This window comes from Candidatus Sodalis endolongispinus, assembly GCF_018777395.1.
In the GTDB taxonomy this organism is placed as follows: domain Bacteria; phylum Pseudomonadota; class Gammaproteobacteria; order Enterobacterales; family Enterobacteriaceae; genus Sodalis_B; species Sodalis_B endolongispinus.
This window is the reverse complement of the sequence record NZ_JAFJYC010000001.1, coordinates 1,627,718-1,648,907: the sequence shown is the minus strand read 5'-3', so window position 1 is coordinate 1,648,907 and position 21,190 is coordinate 1,627,718. Positions and strand designations below refer to the sequence as shown.

The window sequence follows — 21,190 nt, the reverse complement described above, 5'->3', positions numbered from 1 at the left end:
GCGGCCCAGCGCGCCGGCGACGTGACGCTTGACGCTCGCTGGAACAGAGGCCTGCCGCGCCATCGGCGTGGCGTTCAACGCACCTTCAAGCTTGAGATCCTGCGAGCCGTTGCCGGTACAGGCGCACCGCCCGATCTGGATAGTCGACCCCGTCGCCCAGATATTCCCAGCCGTGACGCTCGTAATAGCCGGCGAAGGTCGCATACAGGTAAAGCACATCAAAACCGGCGCGACGGCTGTACTCTATCACGTGGCGCTGCAGCGCCGCCCCCACGCCCTGGCCGCGCGCCGGCGCATCGATATACAATGCCGACAGCCAGGGCGTCAAATCTTGCCGGGACAGGAGATCACAGCGCCATAGCCCGTCTGTGCCGACCAGCTTTTCCCCGGCCAGCGCGATAAACGTTATCGGCAGCCCCTCACTGCGCAGACTACTCTCGACGATGGCGGCACAAAACGCCAGACTGGCGCCGTGGCCAAATGCCTGCCATAGCCAGTCGGTCACGGCCTGCTGATGGCAGGGATGGTCCGCAAGCGTCGTGAACTGAATCCGGCTCACAGCAATTTCCCCTGAAAAATCGGCACCGATGCAAATAAGAAACCCTCGAATTCGGGCGCGTTAGCGTCGGAGGTTTCCATCAGGGCGGTTTTCACAATTTCCATAAACTGCCACATCGACTGATAGCTCCCCATCACGTCGCCCCGGCGCAGCACGGCGCAGCACGGCGAGAATAAACGTGCCGGTATCGCTGATTATAGTTGATGCCCAAGATCATTTGATGACCTCCAGCCGTGCCAGGTTCTGGCTGCCGAACTGATTTTGCTACGCCGGGAAATGGCGGAGCTGGCCTGCGCGTGACGGGAAAATCCCTCCTGGGCCGCTCAAATAGGAACAAGGGGCCGGCCGGCTCTACGCTTGAGATGGCGTAGCCGGTACGGCGGCAGCGCGGCAATAAAAACGCCGCTCTGTTAACACTTTTTTACCGAGATGTGTTTGCTTGACTGTTGGCTTCACCGATGCGAGAAGCTACTATGCGTGGCACCTTATCATTCTATTAACACGCGAATCACATGTCGTTTTATTCCCCTAAAGAAGTCGCCGCGATTGCTATGCATACCGGAGTTACCAAGAGTCAAGCCTCGCTACCGGTACTGATGGTACTCGGCATTATGGCGGGCGCGTTTATCGCGCTAGGCTTCCTGCTGGATATCCACGTCGTTTCCAGCCTGCCACCGGCGTGGGGATCGTTCGGCGTGTTCCTCGGCGCGTCGGTGTTCCCGGTCGGGCTGGTTTTAACGGTGTTGGCCGGCGGCGAACTGCTGACCGGCAATATGATGACGCTGCCGATGGCGCTGTTCAGCCGGCAAATCGGCGTGCTGGCGCTTATTCGTAACTGGTTTTGGGTTACGCTCGCCAACTTTATCGGCAGCCTGATAATAGCCTGGTTCTTCGGCCATATTCTCGGTATGACCGAAGGGGCGTTTTTGGCGAAAACCGTGTCAACCTCACACGACAAAATTTCCGCCGACTTTACCCACGCGTTTATCTCGGCCATTGGCTGTAACTGGCTGGTCAGTCTGGCGGTCTGGCTGGCGTATGCCGCAAAAGATATGGCGGGTAAAATCCTGGGCATCTGGTTTCCCATTATGGCGTTTGTTGATTTGGGCTTTCAACATGTGGTGGCTAATATGTTCGTTATTCCGGCGGCGATTTTCGCCGGCCAGGCCATCTGGCACGACTATTTCATCAATTTCCCGCCGGTATTCCTCGGCAACGAGATAGGGGGCGGTATCTTCGTCGCGTTGATTTATTTTATCGCCCATCGTCCGCTGGGCGGCAAGTCCCACGCCAGACGGCTCGGGCGGAGCCGGACCGCGACTCCGCCATGCCGCCCGTCGGGCAGACGAGCATACCTTTTAGCCCTTCACCTCCCTGCCCTCGCCGATAGGCTGGCGCCGGACGTCATCCCTACCCCATACCGCTTGCCTGGCCCCAAAGACATCCCCAACCCACACCGATTGCCTGGCGCCCGAAGACATCCTCAATCCACACCGATTGCTTGGCACCCGACGACCTCCCTCTCCCACACCCCCGCCGGCTTTTCGCCACCAAACCCGCCGTCCAGCGCAGCATCGGTTTTCTGCCACCAAAGCCTGCCATCAGCGCTCGTCGTCCGTTTCGGCCGCCGGAATTCATCTTCATACTGCGCCGACCAGATTCACCCGGCCTCACGCCGGTCCCGCAGCCCTGGATGCAGCACCGGGACGAAGATGTGCGCAATTTTTAATTGATTATCCGCGCATCAGCATGACGCCTTTAAGGGCGCGGCTCGTCGGCCGGCCCACGCCACTATGTTTCCCATTCTGCCGCTTAACGTGCGTGGCGCTTTAACGGCGCCGGCTAACACCTACTTTAGGCATAATGTCCCTTGCCGTCGCGCGAGCGACGCTGGAAGCCGTCAGGCGGGCGCCAGCATTGCGGTAACCTGACTGATAAAGCTGTCACGTACCGGATCGATGATCTTTTCATTCCACACCAGGCCAATATCCCAGCGGGCGAATTCACCGTGCAGCGGCTGACAAATAATATCCTGATGGGGCACCGTAACCGCGCTTTGCGGCAAAATAGCCACACCCATGCGGGATTCCACCATCGTCATCAAGGTACGGGTGTCGCTGATACATTGCATCTTGCGCGCGTCTATACCGTGCGCGGCAATAAAATTATTGATTTGTAGCGCCGAACCAGGGCAGGTTTCCGCATTCACGGTAAACAGCGTACAGCGGCGCCACAGCTGATGCAGCGCTTCCTGCTGGTGCCGGCAGCTTTTATGAAAAACCAGCGTTAAACAGTCCGAACCGGTTTTACGAAACGCCAGCGGCGGCGAGACCGGAATACGCATAAAACCCGCCTGCAGCTGACCATTCAGGATACGTTCTTGCTGCACCGGCGACGAGATATCCTGTAACCCAAGATGAATATCGGGAAAGGCATTCTGAAAGGCCGTGATTATGACCGGCATCACCGGCGTCGCCGAGGAAATGAACCCCAGCGACAATGCGCCGCGCTTGCCGTTGGTCAGTTGCTGGCACAGCGTCTTGAAGGCATTAAACTGACTGAGTAATTTTTTCGCATCCTGATAAAGCTGCTGACCATGACGGCTGAGCTGAGTCCCGTGATTATCGCGCAAAAACAGCACCAGACTGATTTCCGTCTCCAGCATCTTGATCTGTTTGGTCAGCGTGGGCTGTGTCAGCCACAATCTTTCCGCCGCTTCCCGATATCTCAGGCACTCAGCCAGAGCCACAAACGCCAGGAGTTGCCGAATGTCCATTCCAAACTCCTATCGCCAATTAACTTTTTTCAATTATACAAATTACCCCTTTCATGTTGAACTGTCATGAATAATTAATCTGCAGGAGCCTTTCATTATGTATAAATCCTCGCGCATTATCGTCAAATAAAAAAGAGCAGCGACTTAAAATAAGCAAAAATAAACATATGCATCAAAACAATATAAAAATATCCATTATTCAGCGCCTAAAGACATGACTCTAAACAGTTGCATTATCCCCGCCGGTCAGAAGCCCGTGCCACAAGGGGTGGCGGCATCGCCAGCGGTATTGATTAACACGTTTTACGTGAGCGCACGCGCTACTGTTGCCTTTTATTTGCTTAACAATGTGAACCGATTCAGGCCATGATGTCTTCGCCGGCGCAAGCGCGAGCGGAAGTCATTGCCTGCCTATCTCCTTTTTCGACGAGCCAATAAATAAGATAATTAAGGAATGATGATGAAATTAATTAAATCCAAATCTTTAATCTTTGATATGGACGGCACTTTAGTACACTCCACACATCAGGTCGAATTTATCTGGCGACACTGGTGTCGTATCAATCATATTGCGCCCCAGCAGGCATTAAACATTTGTCATGGGGTACGTTCCCGCGATGTCATTCGTCGGATCGCGCCTCATTTGCCGCTGGAAGAGCAGGCGGCGGTGCTTGACGGCCTGGAGATAGAATTTACCGGCAAAGCGCGGGAAATTCAGGGCGCCGGACGCTTTCTCAGCTCCCTCGGCGACGCCCCCTGGGCCGTGGTCACCTCGGCCAGCCAGCGGGTCGCGCGGCACCGGATGACCTGCTGTCGATTACCGTTGCCCGCGCAAATGGTCGGTGCCAATGAGGTGAACTGCGGCAAACCGGACGCGGAGCCCTACCGCCTGGGCGCGAAATTACTCGGCGCCGCAGCCCGGCGCCCGCATTCGCGGCCATATTCGCGACTGGCGGCAAATCCGCTTCGTCGGGTTTGAGGGCGGTGAAATTTTGCTCGAACTAAACCTTTCACCCTGAAACCGCGCCGCGCGCCGGGCGGCGTCGACCTGGATTGTCGCCCCATGGATGCCCGCCGCTTGCGGGGCGATGAGGGAACCAGGCGCAATACTTAGCGCCGGTTATCGCTCAAGGTCAAACAGCTCCTCCAGCCGCTGACGGCGGCGGATCTGCCGTGCCTGACCTTGTTCAAACAACACCTCCGGCAGTAGCGGCCGGCTATTGTAGTTTGAGGACATTGAGGCGCCATAAGCGCCGGTATCGTTAAAGACCAGATAGTCCCCCACCTGGGCCGGCGGCAAAAGACGCGGCGCGACACCGCCGCCGGCCGTCTGGGTAAACACGTCGCCAGATTCGCACAGCGGTCCCCCCACGACGGTTTCGCGCAATGGTTGTGAGCCGCGATCGCGGCCGTCCGCCGGCAGCAGCGAAATAGCGTGGTAACTACCGTACATCGCCGGGCGCATTAAGTCGTTAAACCCCGCGTCCACCAGCACGAAGTGGCGGCTGACCATGTCTTTGACCGCCCTGACCTGGGTTATCAGCACGCCCGATTCTGCCACCAAGAACCGGCCAGGTTCAATTTCAAGCGTCACCGGATGCCAGAGATGGCTGCTTATCCGCCGACGGGCGGCATCCCACAGGCCAAAGTAGTGATCGGTATCAATCGCCTCCTCCCCCGAACGGTAGGGTATCGACAGACCGCCGCCCGCGGAAATGGCCGCGAGATCCAGCCCGCTGGCGATGACCTGTTGCACCATGGCGTCGCAGACCCGGGAGAGGTGGCCGTAATCCACTCCCGAACCGATATGCATATGTATGCCGATGAGCCGCAGACCGTAGCGGAGAATAAGCGCGACGGCCTGCGGCAAATCTTCATGCCAGATACCGTGCTTGCTGTTTTCGCCGCCGGTGTTGGTTTTTTGGCTATGCCCGTGGCCAAAACCGGGATTGATACGCAGCCAGACGCCGTGTCCCGGCGAGCGGGCGCCAAGCTGTGCCAGCATATCCACCGAGCCGGCGTTGACCGGGATACGGAGCTCAACGACCCGCGCCAGCGTCGATTCATCCAGTAAATCGGCGGTAAAGACGATTTCATCGTTCTCGGTGCCCGGCTGGAAACCGGCCAGTAGAGCGCGCTCAATCTCGCCGAGCGATACTGAATCTACTTTAACGCCCTGGCTGCGCATCAGGCGCAGCAGATGGATATTGGAACAGGCTTTCTGGGCGAAGCGGATGGTATCGAAGCGACGTAGTTGCGCAATCCGGGCGCTGATGGTTTCCGCTTCATACACCCAGACTGGTCCACCGTAGCGCTGATGGAGCGGTAATAAATTCGCGGCATTCAGGGCGCGTTCCGTGGTGTAGAGACTGTGCGACATGGTGGTCCTCGCTGAAAAGAGTCGGTCCCGACAGCGCCGGTGCGGGCTGGGGCTCTTCTTTGTAATGCATCGTCAGCTATTAATAAAATATCTTTTTTACCCTTAGCTATTCATTTATGATATCGCTTTCAAGATAGGGGGCGAAAGATGGCGGCGGTAAGCTCGAGGCAGATCGATATTTTTCACGCGATCATGACCACCGGTAATCTGACCGAGGCGGCGGGATTACTGCATACCTCACAGCCTACCGTAAGCCGTGAGCTGGCGCGGCTGGAACAGTTGCTGCAGTTAACCTTATTTGACAGGATTAAAGGCCGCTTGAAACCGACCCATGAGGGGTTACGGCTGTTTGAAGAGGTGCAGCGCTCCTATTACGGTATGGACCGGATCCTCGGTGCGGCGCGCGCCATTCGTGAATACCGCCAGGCGCAATTGTCGGTCGCGTGCCTGCCGGTATTTTCCCAATCGCTGCTGCCGGAGGTGTGCCGCACTTTTTTCGCCGCGCACCCGGAAGTCAGCCTGAATATTACCCCGCAGGAATCACCGCTGCTGGAAGAATGGCTTTCCGCCCAGCGCTTTGATTTGGGCCTGACGGAAAAACCGACTGCGCCGGCCGGCACGCGTTGCGCCACCCTGATGACCCTCAATGAAGTCTGCGTGTTGCCGCCCGGCCATCCGCTGGGCGCCAAATCGGTATTGACGCCGTCGGATTTCCGCGACCTGCCGTTCATCAGCCTTTCCGCGACCGACAGCTACCGACATTGGCTGGACCGGCATTTTCAGCAGGCGGACGTGGCACGGCAAGAGGTCGTGGAAACCCACAGCGCCGCCTCGGTTTGCGCCATGGTCCGCGCCGGCGTCGGGCTTTCGATCGTCAATCCGCTAACGGCGCTGGATTATGCGGCCAGCGGCGTGCTGATCCGCCCGTTCAGTATCGCGGTGCCTTTTACCGTGAGCCTGATCCGTCCGCTGCATCGTCCGGCCTCCGCGCTGGTAAATGAAATAAGCACCTTTCTACAACGCTTCGCCGCCGAGGTACCAGATCGGCTGACGCGCAGTATGCATGCGCGCTGATACCACAGGGCCCCAGGCGCGGCGGCGCGGGTGCCGGCGGTAAAAGCTTGCGGACCCGCTGCGGCATCGGTCGCTACCACTCGGCTCAAGTGTGCGGCAGCACCGTTGCCAACTGGGTACGGCGGGTGGATACGCTGCGCTCCCGCTCGACCACCGGTGCGACAGTGCCGGTGCCATCGTTGGATGGCTGGCGGACCCGCTGCGGCATCGGCCACTCTCAGGCGGTCAGCGCACGGCGCGGCGGACGGGAGAAAGTGATGAGGCAAATAAGCAATCCGCCCAGCGCCAACCAGCCGGCGGCCAACGGCACCATGGTCAGACCAAAACCCGCGTCAATCACTTTTCCGCCGACCCATGCCCCAAGGGCGTTGCCGATGTTAAACGCCGAAATATTCAGCGTCGACATCAGATTCGGCGTGTCGGCGCCATGGGCCACGACATTAAATTGCAGCGCCGGCACGGTGCAGAATGTCGCCATCGCCCAGAAAAACAGCGTGATCTCCGCCGGCCACAACGTACCGCTGGTCCAGCGGAACAGCACCGAAAATAACGCTATTAATGCAAAACTCAGCATCAACGCCACCGACACTCGCCAGTCGGCAAGCCGCCCTCCCAGCAGATTGCCCACCGTTAACCCGGCGCCGATTAAAAACAGCGTCCAGCTTACGCCGCGATCGCTGATATGCGTTACCTGCAGCAACAGCGGCGCGATATAACTAAACAAGGTAAACATCGCCGCGGCGAAAAATACCGTCATCAGCAGCGATAGCAGTAGCCGTCCGTTGCGTAAGGCGGCCATCTCCCGCGCCAGATTGGCCGGCGCGGCGTTGCGTTGCGCCGGCAAGCTGACCAGCAACGCCAGCAGCGCCGCCGCACCCAGAAAGGAGACGCACCAAAAGGTCGCGCGCCAGCCGAACAACTGCCCCAGCCAGGTGCCGGCGGTAACGCCGAGCACATTGGCAAGCGTCAGACCGGTAAACATCAGCGCAACCGCCGAGGCGCGGCGATTGGGGGGGACCAATCCGGCAGCCACCACCGCTCCGATACCGAAAAACGCGCCGTGGCACAGGGCGGTCACCACCAGTGCAACCATTAGCAGTCCATAGCTGTAGGCCAGCGCACAGAGCACATTGCCGATAATAAAGATCACCATTAAAAGCGCCAGACAGGTTTTGCGCGGCAAGCGCGCGGTCACTATCGCCATAATCGGCGCGCCAATAGCGACCCCCAGGGCATAACCGCTGATAAACCAGCCGGCGTCCGGTAAGCTGACCGCGAGACTGCCTGCCACTTCCGGCAATAACCCCATAATGACAAATTCGGTGGTGCCTATAGCAAAAGCGCTCAGCGCCAGCGCTAACAGTGCGATGGGCATAACAAACTCCAACAGTGTTTCGTCCCCCGGATGCGGGCACGGTGTATTATAAATTAAGGGCGTATCGTCAGAGTCAGAGGTGGGGCCTTGCATTAGCGTTATTATGGCTTTTTATAGCGTTATTATAATTATTCAAACCGTTATTATGCTGTTTAAGCCGATGGTGCGATTTGTGCTGCGCCATCATTTCAGTACAGCGTCACCCGTGTGAATGTGCCGCTGGCGCGCACGTTCATTCCGAAACCGCAGTCCCCCGCCAGCGTCGCCAAATCGACGCTATCAGGGTGAAATGCCATCGTTACACGGCAGCCGAGGTCGTTACCGTCCGGCTACGACGCCCAGTTTGCTTGTTGGTGATCGATAGCCGTAACGGTGGAAAACTGTCCCATATTGGGCCCGTAATAGAGTCCCATCAGCGGCATGTAATAACCGGAAAAACGAATCCGCCAGCTTTCGCCCTCCGGCATTACCGACAGCGTGCTCCAGACGCCCTTGCCAGCATAGCGCCAATAAGTCCCCATGGGGCTGGCGGCCAGGGCCGGCTGCAGGCGATCAACTATTGGCGCAATCTCCTCAAGCGCTTCGCGGCGCGCATCACCCTCCGGCATCCGCAGCAACCAGGCGCGGGCCTTGAGCGGCTCACCCGCCTGCAGGAGCGCTAGCGCGATATGGTGATAGGCGCCGGCCAGCGCCGCCGGCGGCAAATGGCAAAATTCACCCCAGGCAGCCTGAGCGGTGTAATGTTCTACGGCTTGATGCATATCGCTTTGTGAAAACGCGCTTTCCCCCAAGCGGGCGAACTCGTCTATCTTGCCGCAGTCCGCCGCTATCTGCTCATCGCTGGCCGCCGCGAGCGCGGTCGCCGTATGCAGTACCAGGGCCATGACGCCCGCTTGCCATTTCCGTTTCATTTACCGCTCAGTGTTCATTCAAACCGACCGCAGCAGCGATAATGAAACGGACTCAGGCAGAAGTAAAGATATCACTTGCGCATGGTGTTAAGGATAAGGCACAACGGACAGTATAGTCACCGCCGCCTGCGGCTGATTAGCGGAGTGTGCCGCCGCCTTTTTCAAGGCCTCTGTCACCTCGTCGCTGGCGATGGTGAGCTCGTTATCGCTTTCAACAATCACTTCCTGCAAGAGGTGGTGCCCCCCTTCTTGCCATTCATAGGCGATTTTATATTGTCTGCTCATACTCGGGTCCTCCGTTGGCGGTCTTGGCACTGGTTGGTTAAGTATAGCCAAGACGCGTGGCGCTGCCCGTTGGCTATGGGCCACGGCGTTAACCGGCGAATGCCGGCATGACCAACACGATTTTGCCGATATGGCCGCTGCTTTCCATTAGACGGTGCGCCTCGGCGGCGTCTGCCAGCGCAAAGACGTTATCAATCAGCGGCCGCACCTTGGCCTCGGCAAGCAGCGGCCAGACCTGCTGCTGCAATTCCGCGGCGATGGCCGCTTTCTCTTCTACGCTGCGCGCGCGCAACGTAGAACCGGTGTGGGTCAGCCGTTTGGCCAGCATGGCCATCAGATTCAGCGACTTAGCCGGCCCCTGTTGCACGCCTATTTGCACAATCCTACCGTTCATTGCCGCCGCCTCATAGTTGCGCGCCACATAATCACCGGCAATCAGATCGACAATCACGTCGGCGCCGCGGCCGTCGGTCAGGCGTTTTACCTCCGCCACGAAGTCCTGCTCACGGTAATTGATGGCGGCGTCGGCGCCCAGCGACATCACCGCCTGACATTTTGCCGCCGACCCGGCGGTGGCGAACACCTTCGCGCCAAACGCCTTGCCCAGCATCACCGCCACGGTACCGATGCCGGAGGTACCGCCGTGAACCAGCAACGTCTCGCCGTCGCTCAGCTGGCCGCGCTAAAAGACATTGGTCCACACGGTAAAGAACGTTTCCGGTATCGCGTCAGCTTCGTTCCAGGACAGCGATCCCGGCACCGGTAACGCATTGGTTTCGTGCACCACGCAGTATTCGGCGTAACCGCCGCCGGCTATCAGCGCGCACACTCTGGCGCCCGGGGTATAGCGTCTGACGCCCTCGCCAACGGCCACCACCTCACCCGCGATTTCCAGGCCGGGAATATCTGAAGCCCCGGCCGGCGGCGGATAATTCCCCTGGCGCTGCAACACGTCTGGACGATTGATCCCCGCGGCCGCGACCCGCACCAGCAGATATCCCGCCGCCGGGCGCGGCACCGGCCGCTGCGACAGGACCAACTGCTCCGGTCCGCCCGGTTGGTTAATCTCAATGATCTGCATACGATCGGGGAGAGAGGAGGTATTCATGATGAGATCCTTAGCGAAAAAGGGAAATGCTGCCCGTCGCGCAGCCGGTAAACGCGCTGCGGCGGCGGCCCAGAGTTATAGCATAACCCAGCGACGTTTCCCTTTCTGACCATTGTGTGGCGTGATGTGTCTGGCATGACCCGGGTTAGCGACGCCCCATCGCCGGCCGTCCCGCTATTCGTCGCCGCCGACAGGTCCGGGATAGAGCGCCAGCCCCGCGGTCAATTTGCGTACGCGCTTTTTATCACCGGCGATGGCAATGCCCAGCAGTTGAAACGACTCGCTGTACTGCCCGGCGAGGGCGGCGCGGAACTGCGCATAGTCGGTGGTGGCCTGCCCCTCTACCGGAAAAAGCACCACATCCAGCGATTGGCTCACGCCGTCGTGCTGCAGGCGTTGCAGGTGCAACGCATCGGCGGCCAGCACCGGAATACCGATAGGAATAAGCCCCGGCCACGCGCGCTGCCGGGCGTCAGTCAACGCCTCGCCAACCAGCGCGGGGTGGCGCTGACCGAGGGTTAACGCCATCACCGCCGCCGCATTCGCCGCACGCCCGGCGTCCAGACTCTGATTCAGTATCACGACGCAACGTTACGGCGCCGCAATGGCTTGTTGCTCAACCTTGTTCATCTCTACGCTCCTGAATTATCACCAGGCCGTCAGAGTAAGAGGGGATTCAGGCGCCGTCTGGAACGTTTGTGCACCAATACCGATAGCGTGCGTGCGTCATATGATAGGCGCGGCGGAACCAGCGCCCCAGGTGACTTTGGTCGGCGAACCCGACCTGCGCGGCGGCCAAGGCGGGCGAGATGCCTTGCCTCAGTAAACGGCGCGCCTCGACGAGTCTGAGTTGCACCAGCCAGGCATGGGCGGCAGACCGAACACCGCGCGGAACTCGCGATTGAGCCGAAAACGGTCCATGCCGGCGACATGGGCCAGCGCATCCAAGCCGATCTCCTCGTGGAAATGCGCCTACAAATACTCACGGGCGCGGTTCAGCGCGTAACGGCTGACGTTTGCCGGCGCCCCTTTCTTCCGCCACGGATAGCCGTGTGTCAGACGCGCAAGCAAGCACTGTAGGGCATGGTCACGCACCATGCGCGGCGCGTGATGATGCAGCGCGTTAAACGCCTCCCAGGTTGCGCCCGCCAGCAGAGGATCGTCCACCAGCGTTTGCGGAAAAACCAGCTCAAATCGGTCCGGCTCATCGGCAAACAGGGTCGGTAAGGTTTGACGCAGCAGCGGCACCGGCAAGTAAAGCATGCGATAGGTGAAGCCCGCGACATCCACCGCGTCGCCGTCATGGATTTCGCCCGGCGCCAGCATAAATACCTGACCCGGTGTGCTTTGATGCTTGATGCGCCCGGAATGAAATTGCTGCACGCCGGCTTCGGTGACGCCGATGAGATAGCTGTCGTGCCAATGTGCATCATAGGCGTGACCGGTAAAGTGGGCGCGAATGGTTTCTGTCTGGCTATCATCATCCCTGGCGATATCCACCCAATTGGCGTTCAGCATAAGCATAATTCCAGGAACAGGTGATGGGTAGTATAATTAGTCTGCATTACGTTGGGGCCAGGTGCGGAAACCTTCGCTGAGGTCGCGCCGTGAGGCGTTCGTCTCGGTGCCCTCTTAAACAAACCGTCCGCAGGGTAAAAAGACTATCGCAGCCGCGACTTAATCGCTGTCCCGGACGATTTGCACCTTGAGTTTTTTGCCATTCATCACGCCTTTCACCTGGTAAACCACGCCTTTATTGCCGCAAGAGACCAGTAAATCCCCGTCCCAATCCATACGCAACTGGCTGGGCGACGGGCAACGGTAGCCCGCACGCCGCAGGGTTTGCTGCGCAATCTGGTTCTGCTTCATTTGCCGCGGGCCGGCCGCGTCTTGCCACACGGGCAGACGCCAGCTCGTCCCATCGGCAAACAGCCGGGACAGGACGAACAGCAATAGCGTGATCGCAAATAGCGCGTTGAGAGGGCGCGTATCGTTCATCTCGTGATGCCCAACGTGAGAAAGCGCAACTTTAGCCGATAAATTAACGCGGAACAATGATCCCGCGTTAGCTTTTCGACGCCGAGTATGTCTAGCGCGAGCGCCGGCCTTACTTATCGCTCCTCGCCGGTTATCCTTGAGGGCGGGGTGCGGCACAAGCCGCTGTTCGCTCATTAGACGGTCGCTCCGCGCCCGCCGCGGCGGGATAACCCGATTAGGCGTGTGCTCGTCGCGAACGGATATTCAGCAGCGCTACCCCTGCTCGTCGCGAACGAAGAGTGAAAGATCCACCCCGCGCAGATCAGCCGGCCATAGTGCCGCCGTCCACCGGCAGACTGACGCCGGTGATAAAACTGGCCGCCGGACTGGCCAGCCAAAGCGCGGCGCGGGCCACTTCCTCGGCCTCACAAATTAGCCCCATGGGGTGTATATCGCCGTGTTCGTCGAGCTTATCGCCAAACGCCGCCTCGGACATGGCGGTCCTGCCCAATCCGGGACAAACGGCGTTGATGCGGATACCCTGTCGGGCATACTCCAGCGCGGCGGATTTGGTCAACCCCAGCAGGCCGTGTTTGCTGGCGGTGTACGCGCAGCCGCCAGTATAGCTTACGCGCAGTCCCGCAAGGGAGGCAATATTTACAATAGCGCCGCCGGTAGCCATCATCAAAGAAATTTCCCGCTTCATGCAGAGGTAGACGCTGGTCAGATTGAGCGCCATCACCTGATGCCAGGCCTCGTCGGGATAATCGGTCAAGCGGGTGAACGATGCACCATCCATGCCGGCGTTATTGATGGCGATATCCAGCCTGCCCCAGCGGTCGCCGATATCATCAAACAAGCACTTCACGTCCTCAGCGCGCGCCAGATCGGCGGCATAGAATTGACTATCGCTGCCGGCAAAAGGCGCCTTAGCCATAGCCCGCTACCCTTTTGCCGTGCTGCGGCCCACCAGCAGCACCTGCACCCCGGCACAAACCAGCGCGTCGGCGCACGCCAGGCCGATTCTCTCTGTCGCGCCGGTCACCAGCGCCCTGCGTTTGCTGCCTGTCGTCACCCTGCCCTCCATTGCTTGTCAGTCAGTCCCTATGTAGGCGTATACGCCTGCCGCAAGGCTTGCGCAGCGGTCACAGCAAGCTTTACTAATAATCCGCCAGCTGCTGCGCCTTGCCCGCGAACCGCTGCGTTAACTGCGCCACGTCCTCCTCGCTGATTTTCCGAATCAGCGTTTCCGCCGGCGGGCTTATCGCCAGCGCCGGCTGCAGCCAGTCCTGCTACAGCGCCGCTCGCGCACTCGGCCATACCGCACCGTCGACAGGCAGAATCGCGCGGATACGCGCGGCGATCCCGGGTGCGATTGGCGCCAGCACGCAACTGTATACCCGCAGCAGCCCCAGGCAATTTTTCAGCACCTGCGCCGACGCCAACGGGTCGATTTTCACCCTGCGCCAATGCTGCTGGTGGGTGATGTATTCATTGCCACGGGTCCACACGCGCCGCATCACGGCACCGGCCTTGCGGAATTCCAACAGTTGCATCTGGTGGTCGAATTCGGCTACGTCCTGCGCTAACGCTTCACTTAGCGCCGGGTCGGCGCTATAACCCGCCGGCAACACGCCGTCGAAATTGGTCACGATAAGCGTCACCAGCCGGTTGATGAAATTGCCGAGATTGTCCGCCAAATCCTTGTTAATGACCTGCGCCATGGCGCTGAAATAGAAATCGGTGTCGCTGGTTTCGGGCATCATGCAAAACAGGGTATAACGCCAATAATCAGCGGGAAAAAGCGTCAGCGCCTCGCCGGTAAACACGCCTCGCTGGCGGCTGGTGGAGAATTTGTCCCCTTCGTAGGTCAGCCAGTTCACACCTTTAATAAAGCTTGTAAAGTCCAAGTATCGGCGGTGTCGATCATCATCGCAGGCCAGAAAACCGTATGAAACGGCACATTGTCTTTAGCCATAAACTGCACCAGCTCGACCTCATCCGGCCGCTGCCACCAGTCGCGCCAGCCTTCAGGTTGTCCCTGTGCCGACGCCCATTCCTGGGTCATACTGATATATCCCAGCGGCGCATCGAACCAGACATAAAACGCTTTATCCTCAAATCCCGCTTTGGGAACGTTGACGCCCCAAACCAGATCGCGCGTAATACAGCGCGGCCGCAATCCTTCCTGCAACCATTTACGTGCAATACCCCTAACCGTTGCTGGCCAGTGGGGGTGGGATCTCCAACCAGATCCGCACCGCCGGCTCAAGTTTGGTGAGATCGAGGAAAAGATGCCGGCTTGCCATCAATTGCAACTCACTGCCAGGAGTGAGCGCGGAGCGCGGACCCAGCAACTCCGCCGGATTAAGCAGCGCCCCGCAGCCATCGCATTGATCACCGCGGGCAACGGTGAAGCCGCATAACGGGCACGTCCCCTCAATATAGCGATCGGGCAAGAAACGCTTATCCTCCACGGAATAGAAATGCTGCAGGGTATCGGAGAAGATAAAACCGTGCTGATCAATGGCGGAAAAAACCTGTTGCGTTATACGGTGGTTGGACGGCGAAGAGGTACGGCCGAAATGGTCAAAACTGATGTCGAAGGCGTGGTAAATATCTTTTTGCAGCCGATGATTTTGCTGACAATACGCTTCTATCGGCATTCCGCTGGCCGCAGCGCCAAGCTCCGCCGGCGCGCCATGTTCATCGGTACCACAAATAAACAGCACCGTCTCGCCCTGCTGACGAGAATATCGGGCGTGAATATCGGCGGGCAGAATCGACCCCACCAAATTGCCGAGGTGCTTTACACCATTAATGTAGGGCAAAGCGCTGGTGATCAATTTCTTTTTCATCATAATGGTATCAAAATTTGCAAATGAAGGGGGTCATTCCCCAATCGGCATAATTATAGATGCTGTTGCCATCGGCACCATCAAATGTACGATAAATATAATTAGAATATTAACTGAATCGTTTTATGCAATGACCTGTTAATCGCTTAAACGACCTACTCTGTGATGACTAATCATCCTTGCCACAGCCGCTGCTATGTTAATGCGTACGGTATTCTTTTTCAATCGTTAACGACGCCGCAATGTTAACGAAGTTTCTCTTCCCTAATATCAGCAGGGTATTACAACATATAACGGTGTTATCTAATTAATCTTTTCTGTAGTTAAATAATAAAACTGACGTTCAACCCAAAGACTGTGTTAGGCATGACAAAATATCCGCCCGGCGCGCACATTCCATTCACAACTTATAGCGATTAACTTATATATTTAATAAACTAACATCACCTAATTATTGATTTATTTTTGTGATGAGAATCACATTTTCATGCAATATTTAATTTTTTGATGGCGCGTAACGCTTTTTATTATTACATATTTAGTAGACCTAATCCCGATTAAGCGGCGCAGTAAAGTTTATCTCTAAAAAATATTTAATTAATAATAGACATCATAATACTTAATTATTTTCATTATACGTCCTGCACGGAGGAACAGTATCAATGGAATTGAGAAGCTGGTTGTGCGCATCCCCTTTTGAAAGAAAGACTGGTTGAAAAATGTGAACTCCATGGCGCAGACGTCATTCATTTTGATTTGGAAGACGCCGTTCCGACAGAACAGAAATCAAGTGCCCGCGTGGCCTTGAAAACGGTTTTCCCGGCCCGGCATCCGTTACCGGGCGCCGTCAGGATCAACCGCCTCGCCACGCTTGAGGGGCTGCAGGATTTGCTATTTCTCACGGAATACGCTCTCCAGCCGATGATCGTCATCCTCCCCAAAGCGCAGCTGGCGCGCGATATTTCGCTGGTTAGCACCATTTTCCCTCACAGCCTCATTTTTGCCGTTATCGAAACCCTTGAGAGCTATTACGAGCTGCGGCATTTATCTGCCGCTCCCACCGGTCTGGCGGGCGTCATATTCGGCGCCGCCGATTTTGCCGTCGCAATGGCAATCGATCCGCAGCTGGCTGCTCGGCAGTTGCAGCCCATCAAAGCGGAAATATGCCTGAACGCCAGGAGACTCGGGTTGCGCGCAATCGATTCCCCCTGTTTTTCCCCGCATCATCAGACGCTGCTGCAAAGCGAGATTGTACTGGCGCGCAAACTGGGATTCAGCGGCAAAATCGCCATTCATCCCGCGCAAATAGGCCCCATCAATCAGGGCTTTGCCACTCAAGAGACGCACCGCGTTCGGGCGCGGCATGTACTGTCACAGCTGGATAATGCCCCGGGGATCACAACCGACGCGGAAGCAATGCTTGGCCCACCACATTTGAAATATGCCAGGCACATCCTCGCGCAGAAATAGTTCCCACGCTGGGTTATCGCCTGATTAACGTAAGGAAATACAAGGCATGAAAATAAAAGCCATTAGCACGTTGCAACCCGTGGGGGCACAGCGTTATCGGGAAAGCCACGGTCTTTATTATGACGACTTCGAGGTCGGGGACATCTACGAACATAAACCCGGCCGCACGATAACCGATGCTGACAATATCTGGCAGTCGCTTATTAATTCCAATAATCATCCGTTGCATAGCGATTACCACTATGCCAGTACCACGGAATTCGGCCGCCCGCTCATCTCCAGCCTGGTGACCTTTTCCATTATTGGCGGGCTGAGCCTGGCCAGCACCAGCGGCAGTGCCATCGCTAATTTGGGCTGGAAAGAGGTGACGCTATCCAACCCGGTTTTCGTCGGCGATACCCTGTATGCGGAATCGACCGTGCTCAGCAAAAGACGTTCCCGCAGCCGCGCCGGACAGGGTGTGGTGACCGTCATGACGCGTGGATTGAATCAGCGCGGAGTGGAAGTTTTGCGCTGGCAGCGCAGTTTTCTGGTGCCGGCGGCCGGCGGGGGAGCCCCATGACCCCTACCTCCACCAGTGGGGCATTCCATTTGCCGCTGCTGCCGCTTGGCGATGCTATTTTGCCGCTGGCGGCGTTTTTCAACGACCATTATCGCCTGTCGCATCAGGCGCGGGCGCAGGTTCCGCCGCGCAGCCTGATTATCCGGCAGGCGCCGTTTACCGCCTTTGGGGTGATGCCCGCGTTCTGTCCTTATCATAGGCTGTTTATCGCCAAGGTGGCGACGTTTGCCCCTGGCAATGGCGACGGGCCGGCGGTCAGCGCGATTGTCTGCGTATTTGATGGCCTCAACGGGCAGCCGCTGGCGCTGCTTGAAGGCACACAATTGACCAACGCCAAATGTGCGGCCATAAGCGCCATGGTCACCGATATTTGCGCCGTGGATAACGCGCGGGTAATGGCGGTGATCGGCAGCGGCATCCAGGCCTGGCAGCAGGTCCGGGCGGTCATGGCGGTGCGCGCCATCGCTGAACTGCGGGTCTTTTCACCTAATGGCGACCATGTAGCGGATTTCGCCCGACGAGTCAGCCAACGCTGGCCGGGCGCTTTGCAGGTAATCACCCCGCCCAGCGCGGTTCAGGCGGTAGGCGGTGCGGACATCTTTTGTACCGCCACCAGCTGCGCCATGCCACTGTTCCCCGCAGAGGCCGTCGCGCCCCACGCGCATATCAATTGCATGGGCGCGCATACCCCCCACGCGCGGGAAATTCCCGACGCGCTACTGGCTCGGGCACGGGTGGTGGTCGAAGATCGCCAGACCGCCGTCGTCGAGGCCGGGACAATCCATGCCGACGCGCTGGAATTGGCACAACTCTTGAGCCTGAAGTCTGCCGACATCAAAGCACAGCTGAGCGTATTCAGTTCCACCGGTCATGGCTATCTGGATTTACTGACCGCGGCTTTCGTCCTGCGGCATAGACACGCCAGCGGCGGGCCCGACCCAGGCAATGGTGAGGTGGCGGCATGATTGTCTATTCTCTTCAGCAGCTCGTCGCCATAGCGCGCCAGGCTTCGCCCTTTTATCGCCACCTTTACCGGGATCTCGGTTCAACGTTTCAGTTGCAGGATTTGCCGATCGCCCGTTTTGAGGACGTAATGGCGGCGGTGCATGCGGACTTTCGTTCGCTGTTCACCCGTGAACGGCTCAGCGGCATGTTTTATACCACCTCCGGCACCACCGGACGGCCGAAAGAGACGCTGTTTGGCCGCGAGGAGTGGCGTACCATCAACCGTCTGCTGGCCATGACCCACTGGCGCAACGGCCTGTTACGTGATGGGGACGTGGTACTCAATTTGTCGGAACCCGGCAGCGCATCGTTTATGGCGGTCCATCGGGTGGTGGATGTTTTCGCCGGCCGCTGCGCCGAGATCCCGCTGGGTTGCGATCGCGATTATGACGACATCATCGCGCACTATCAGGCGTTTAACGCCAATGTGATAACCGGCATGAATCCGATTTTTCTCGGACTGGCACACCGGCTGCTGACAACACAGGGGCCGGATCCGCGCATTACCCGCCTGCTTGGCGGCGGTCAGAATCTGATGGGATTTCAGGCGGCGCTGCTGCGCGATGCCTTTCCTAACGCCACCCTTTATCCGTTTCTGTACGGCACCACTGAAGTGGGGCAAGTCGCCTGGAGCGCGGCGCCAACCGGGCAAAATGCCTATTGCCCCTTCAGCGAACTGTGCACGGTGGAAATTGTCGACCTGAGCAGCGGCGACGTTATCCGCCGCCCCAGCGTCCAAGGCGCGCTGGTAGTGACCAGCTATGCCCGCCTGCAAGCGCCCGCTATCCGTATGGACACAGGGGATAACGCCCTGTGGTGGGATCCCCCCGACGCGCCCGCCGCCCGTTTCGCGCTGCACGGGCGCCGCTTTGTCAACCGTTATCCGTTGGCCGCGACCGAACTTGACTCCCGCCAGGTCAGCGCATTAATCGAACGTTTATTTCCCGACCTGCCGTTGCTGATGCTATGGGTAGAAATCACCGGCAACAACAACAACCCCCAATTGACCATCGTGCTATCGCTTCACGGGCGGGCCGCGCCGCCGGCGAATGTGGAACGGCAAGCACTGGCGGCGTGAGACGTCGTCACACCCGCTATCGCGGCGGAGGTTCAGCGCCGGCAGCTTTCGCCGCCGCAGGTGCGCCTGGTGGATTTTAGTTATTTCGCCCAGGCCTGCAAAAGGAAGATACCACCGGTTATCGACAAACGGCAGGCGGCCCGGCAAGGCTCCAGTCCGTTACCCGGCCAACCTCATGACAGGGAGACAAGAGATGAATAAATACGCCAATATCGCCAAAATGGTCACAGCCAGCCTGCCCACATGGCACGCCGCTCATGCCGAGGGGTTAACCGGGATCCGTACGCTGCCGGGAGAAGGGAACCAGCTTACCGCCGCCGACGGGCACCGCTTCATCAATATGTGCTCCTGCTCCTATCTGGGTCTGAATCTGCATCCGGCCATTACCGTCGGCGCCATACAGGCGCTGCAGCAAGAGGGAATGATAAGCACCTCGGTTTCGCGAGCCAGGATGGCGCCGCAGCTGCTTGACGAGACGGAGGCCTTGCTTAGGGAAGTGTTTCGCTGCGAAACGATCGTGACGCCTTCTTGCTATACCGCGTCTGCGTCGGTGCTACCGTTGCTGGCCAGCGGGCATTTTACCGGCGGGATCAAACCCTTAATGATTTTCGACGGACGCTGCCATTTCTCTATGCAGACTCACAAAGCCTGCTGCGCTGATGAAACTGAGGTAGTGACCTCGCCGCATAACGACTGCGCCTTCATCGAACGCGCCTGCCAGACCCACGACCGTGTCGCCTATATTTGCGATGGCGCCTACAGCATGGGGGATAACGCACCGTTGGCGGAACTGGCCCGGCTGCAGCAGCGCTATGGCCTGTTTTTGTTTATTGACGATTCCCATTCCCTTTTCGTCTCAGGTCCGCGCGGATGCGGTCTGGTGCGCGCGCATTTTGATGAACTCAACGATCACACCGTCATCGTCGCATCGCTGGCAAAAGCGTTTGGCGCCACCGGCGGCATCATCTTGCTTTCCAGCCACCGCCAGCGGGAAATAATTACTGCTGCGGTGGGCCGCTGGGTTGGTCGCAAATGGTGAATACGGCCGGACTGGGCGCTATCAAGGCGGCAGCGAAACTGCATCTCGGCGATGAACTTCCCCGCCTGCAGCAGCGCCTGAGCAAGGTTATGCGCTGCCTTGACGACGCCTTGCCCAGCACCAATGCCGGTAACGGACTTCCGATACGGGTATTCGACCTTCCCACCATCAGCGCCGCCCTCGCAGCTTCGCGCCAGCTTTACCAAAAAGGCTTCTATTGTTCGGCGGTGTTCTTTCCCATCGTCGCCCGCGATCGCCCGGGCATTCGCGCCATGGGGCGGGCCAATATGAATCAGCAGGACATCGACAGGTTCTGCACCGCCGTCCGCGTTATCGTCGGAGGGACATAAGTTATGGAAAGTTCGCAGGAAAGCGCTCTACTACTTTGGCTACGTATGGCGGCCAGCGGTAAAAGCCTGTTTGAACGCTGGCACAGCCAGGAACATATTCCACAGCGCCTGACGCTGCCGGGGGTTCTTAGCGCTATGTCAGCGCCTGCAACGCCCGTTACTTTTGTTGCTACCGGCTCAGCACGCCGCGGGCGCTGGAAAGCCAGGCCTATCTGGCACAAAACCAGACGCCCCCCACCGCGCTTGCCCGACAGGTTGAGGAAAAACTACGGCTGGAGGCGCGCAAAATTGTACGTCGCCTCGCCAGCGGCGGCCGCATCGAGCGCAACCACGGCCTGGTCGTCGCCCGCTTGGTACTGCCGGCAGGGCAAGGAGATGCGACA

At 58.3% G+C, this 21,190-nt stretch carries 22 protein-coding genes and 4 pseudogenes; 9 read left to right on the top strand and 17 right to left on the bottom strand.

Translation table 11 applies throughout. From position 1 onward, the window contains the following. Positions 1-85 precede the first annotated feature (85 nt). Entirely contained in the window at positions 86-559 is a 474-nt protein-coding gene (locus tag JZM24_RS08010; RefSeq protein ID WP_312884954.1) for a GNAT family N-acetyltransferase, read from the bottom strand. Beyond that, a pseudogene (locus JZM24_RS08005) lies at positions 556-717 on the bottom strand (transcriptional regulator); the annotation flags it as partial. The pseudogene JZM24_RS08005 and the gene JZM24_RS08010, both read right to left, overlap by 4 nt. Positions 718-1,071: 354 nt before the next feature. Here JZM24_RS08005 and JZM24_RS08000 point away from each other — a divergent pair. Next, positions 1,072-1,830: pseudogene (locus tag JZM24_RS08000) on the top strand (formate/nitrite transporter family protein); the annotation flags it as partial. 629 nt (positions 1,831-2,459) lie between these two features. Here the strand turns inward: JZM24_RS08000 and JZM24_RS07995 are convergent. Further along, positions 2,460-3,335: a LysR family transcriptional regulator gene (locus JZM24_RS07995; protein ID WP_215669266.1), complete on the bottom strand. Its 876-nt coding sequence runs from the start codon at positions 3,333-3,335 to the stop codon at positions 2,460-2,462. Positions 3,336-3,795: 460 nt separating this feature from the next. On the opposite strand from JZM24_RS07995, the gene JZM24_RS07990 reads away from it, so the two are divergent. Beyond that, a complete protein-coding gene (locus JZM24_RS07990) occupies positions 3,796-4,314 on the top strand; it encodes an HAD hydrolase-like protein (protein ID WP_215669265.1) in 519 nt (172 codons plus the stop codon). Positions 4,315-4,455: 141 nt separating this feature from the next. Here JZM24_RS07990 and lysA read toward each other — a convergent pair whose 3' ends face one another. Beyond that, on the bottom strand, positions 4,456-5,715 hold the full coding sequence (lysA, locus tag JZM24_RS07985) for a diaminopimelate decarboxylase (RefSeq protein ID WP_215669264.1): 1,260 nt from the start codon (positions 5,713-5,715) through the stop codon (positions 4,456-4,458). A 147-nt stretch (positions 5,716-5,862) separates the two neighbouring features. On the opposite strand from lysA, the gene JZM24_RS07980 reads away from it, so the two are divergent. Continuing rightward, a complete protein-coding gene (locus JZM24_RS07980) occupies positions 5,863-6,789 on the top strand; it encodes a LysR family transcriptional regulator (RefSeq protein WP_215669263.1) in 927 nt (308 codons plus the stop codon). Between the two features lie 85 nt (positions 6,790-6,874). On the opposite strand, the gene JZM24_RS19140 is transcribed toward JZM24_RS07980, so the two are convergent. The 13 genes and pseudogenes from JZM24_RS19140 to JZM24_RS19120 all read right to left on the bottom strand — a co-directional run bounded on the left by JZM24_RS19140 (position 6,875) and on the right by JZM24_RS19120 (position 15,306). Then, the gene (locus JZM24_RS19140; protein ID WP_281418188.1) at positions 6,875-6,997 is read right to left on the bottom strand and encodes a hypothetical protein; all 123 of its coding nucleotides are present in this window, start codon (positions 6,995-6,997) and stop codon (positions 6,875-6,877) included. A gap of 9 nt (positions 6,998-7,006) precedes the next feature. Continuing rightward, entirely contained in the window at positions 7,007-8,164 is a 1,158-nt protein-coding gene (locus tag JZM24_RS07975; RefSeq protein ID WP_215669262.1) for an MFS transporter, read from the bottom strand. A gap of 329 nt (positions 8,165-8,493) precedes the next feature. Then, positions 8,494-9,075, bottom strand: a complete 582-nt coding sequence (locus JZM24_RS07970; RefSeq protein ID WP_215669261.1) for a tetratricopeptide repeat protein — start codon at positions 9,073-9,075, stop codon at positions 8,494-8,496. A gap of 87 nt (positions 9,076-9,162) precedes the next feature. After that, positions 9,163-9,360, bottom strand: coding sequence for a hypothetical protein (locus JZM24_RS07965; RefSeq protein ID WP_215669260.1), 198 nt, complete (start codon positions 9,358-9,360; stop codon positions 9,163-9,165). A gap of 88 nt (positions 9,361-9,448) precedes the next feature. Then, a pseudogene (locus JZM24_RS07960) lies at positions 9,449-10,468 on the bottom strand (NAD(P)H-quinone oxidoreductase). Between the two features lie 174 nt (positions 10,469-10,642). Continuing rightward, positions 10,643-11,050 (bottom strand): DUF2000 domain-containing protein, encoded by a 408-nt coding sequence (locus JZM24_RS07955; protein WP_312884952.1) that lies wholly within the window; start codon positions 11,048-11,050, stop codon positions 10,643-10,645. Positions 11,051-11,144: 94 nt separating this feature from the next. Then, positions 11,145-11,986: pseudogene (locus JZM24_RS07950) on the bottom strand (AraC family ligand binding domain-containing protein). Between the two features lie 159 nt (positions 11,987-12,145). After that, the gene (locus JZM24_RS07945; protein WP_215669259.1) at positions 12,146-12,466 is read right to left on the bottom strand and encodes a hypothetical protein; all 321 of its coding nucleotides are present in this window, start codon (positions 12,464-12,466) and stop codon (positions 12,146-12,148) included. A gap of 301 nt (positions 12,467-12,767) precedes the next feature. After that, positions 12,768-13,382 (bottom strand): SDR family oxidoreductase, encoded by a 615-nt coding sequence (locus JZM24_RS07940; protein ID WP_215669258.1) that lies wholly within the window; start codon positions 13,380-13,382, stop codon positions 12,768-12,770. 6 nt (positions 13,383-13,388) lie between these two features. After that, on the bottom strand, positions 13,389-13,520 hold the full coding sequence (locus JZM24_RS19135) for a hypothetical protein (protein ID WP_281418187.1): 132 nt from the start codon (positions 13,518-13,520) through the stop codon (positions 13,389-13,391). A gap of 217 nt (positions 13,521-13,737) precedes the next feature. Continuing rightward, positions 13,738-14,328: a class I tRNA ligase family protein gene (locus JZM24_RS19130; RefSeq protein WP_215669257.1), complete on the bottom strand. Its 591-nt coding sequence runs from the start codon at positions 14,326-14,328 to the stop codon at positions 13,738-13,740. Next, positions 14,325-14,639 carry a class I tRNA ligase family protein gene (locus tag JZM24_RS19125; RefSeq protein WP_281418186.1) on the bottom strand — a complete coding sequence of 105 codons (315 nt, stop codon included), beginning with the start codon at positions 14,637-14,639 and terminating at the stop codon, positions 14,325-14,327. Before JZM24_RS19125 ends, JZM24_RS19130 begins: the two co-directional genes overlap by 4 nt. Before the next feature lie 19 nt (positions 14,640-14,658). Beyond that, entirely contained in the window at positions 14,659-15,306 is a 648-nt protein-coding gene (locus JZM24_RS19120) for a class I tRNA ligase family protein (RefSeq protein ID WP_215669255.1), read from the bottom strand. Between the two features lie 693 nt (positions 15,307-15,999). On the opposite strand from JZM24_RS19120, the gene JZM24_RS07920 reads away from it, so the two are divergent. The 6 genes from JZM24_RS07920 (at position 16,000) to JZM24_RS07895 (ending at position 20,807) form a co-directional block, all read left to right on the top strand. After that, positions 16,000-16,773, top strand: coding sequence for an HpcH/HpaI aldolase/citrate lyase family protein (locus JZM24_RS07920; RefSeq protein WP_215669254.1), 774 nt, complete (start codon positions 16,000-16,002; stop codon positions 16,771-16,773). 46 nt (positions 16,774-16,819) lie between these two features. Next, positions 16,820-17,335, top strand: a complete 516-nt coding sequence (locus tag JZM24_RS07915; RefSeq protein ID WP_215669253.1) for a MaoC family dehydratase — start codon at positions 16,820-16,822, stop codon at positions 17,333-17,335. Continuing rightward, positions 17,332-18,300: an ornithine cyclodeaminase family protein gene (locus JZM24_RS07910; protein ID WP_215669252.1), complete on the top strand. Its 969-nt coding sequence runs from the start codon at positions 17,332-17,334 to the stop codon at positions 18,298-18,300. Before JZM24_RS07915 ends, JZM24_RS07910 begins: the two co-directional genes overlap by 4 nt. Then, positions 18,297-19,418, top strand: a complete 1,122-nt coding sequence (locus JZM24_RS07905) for a phenylacetate--CoA ligase family protein (protein WP_215669251.1) — start codon at positions 18,297-18,299, stop codon at positions 19,416-19,418. Before JZM24_RS07910 ends, JZM24_RS07905 begins: the two co-directional genes overlap by 4 nt. A gap of 193 nt (positions 19,419-19,611) precedes the next feature. Further along, complete coding sequence (locus JZM24_RS07900; RefSeq protein ID WP_215669250.1) at positions 19,612-20,457, top strand: aminotransferase class I/II-fold pyridoxal phosphate-dependent enzyme; 846 nt, start codon at positions 19,612-19,614, stop codon at positions 20,455-20,457. Beyond that, complete coding sequence (locus JZM24_RS07895; protein ID WP_215669249.1) at positions 20,451-20,807, top strand: PLP-dependent aminotransferase family protein; 357 nt, start codon at positions 20,451-20,453, stop codon at positions 20,805-20,807. Before JZM24_RS07900 ends, JZM24_RS07895 begins: the two co-directional genes overlap by 7 nt. Positions 20,808-21,190: the final 383 nt, after the last annotated feature.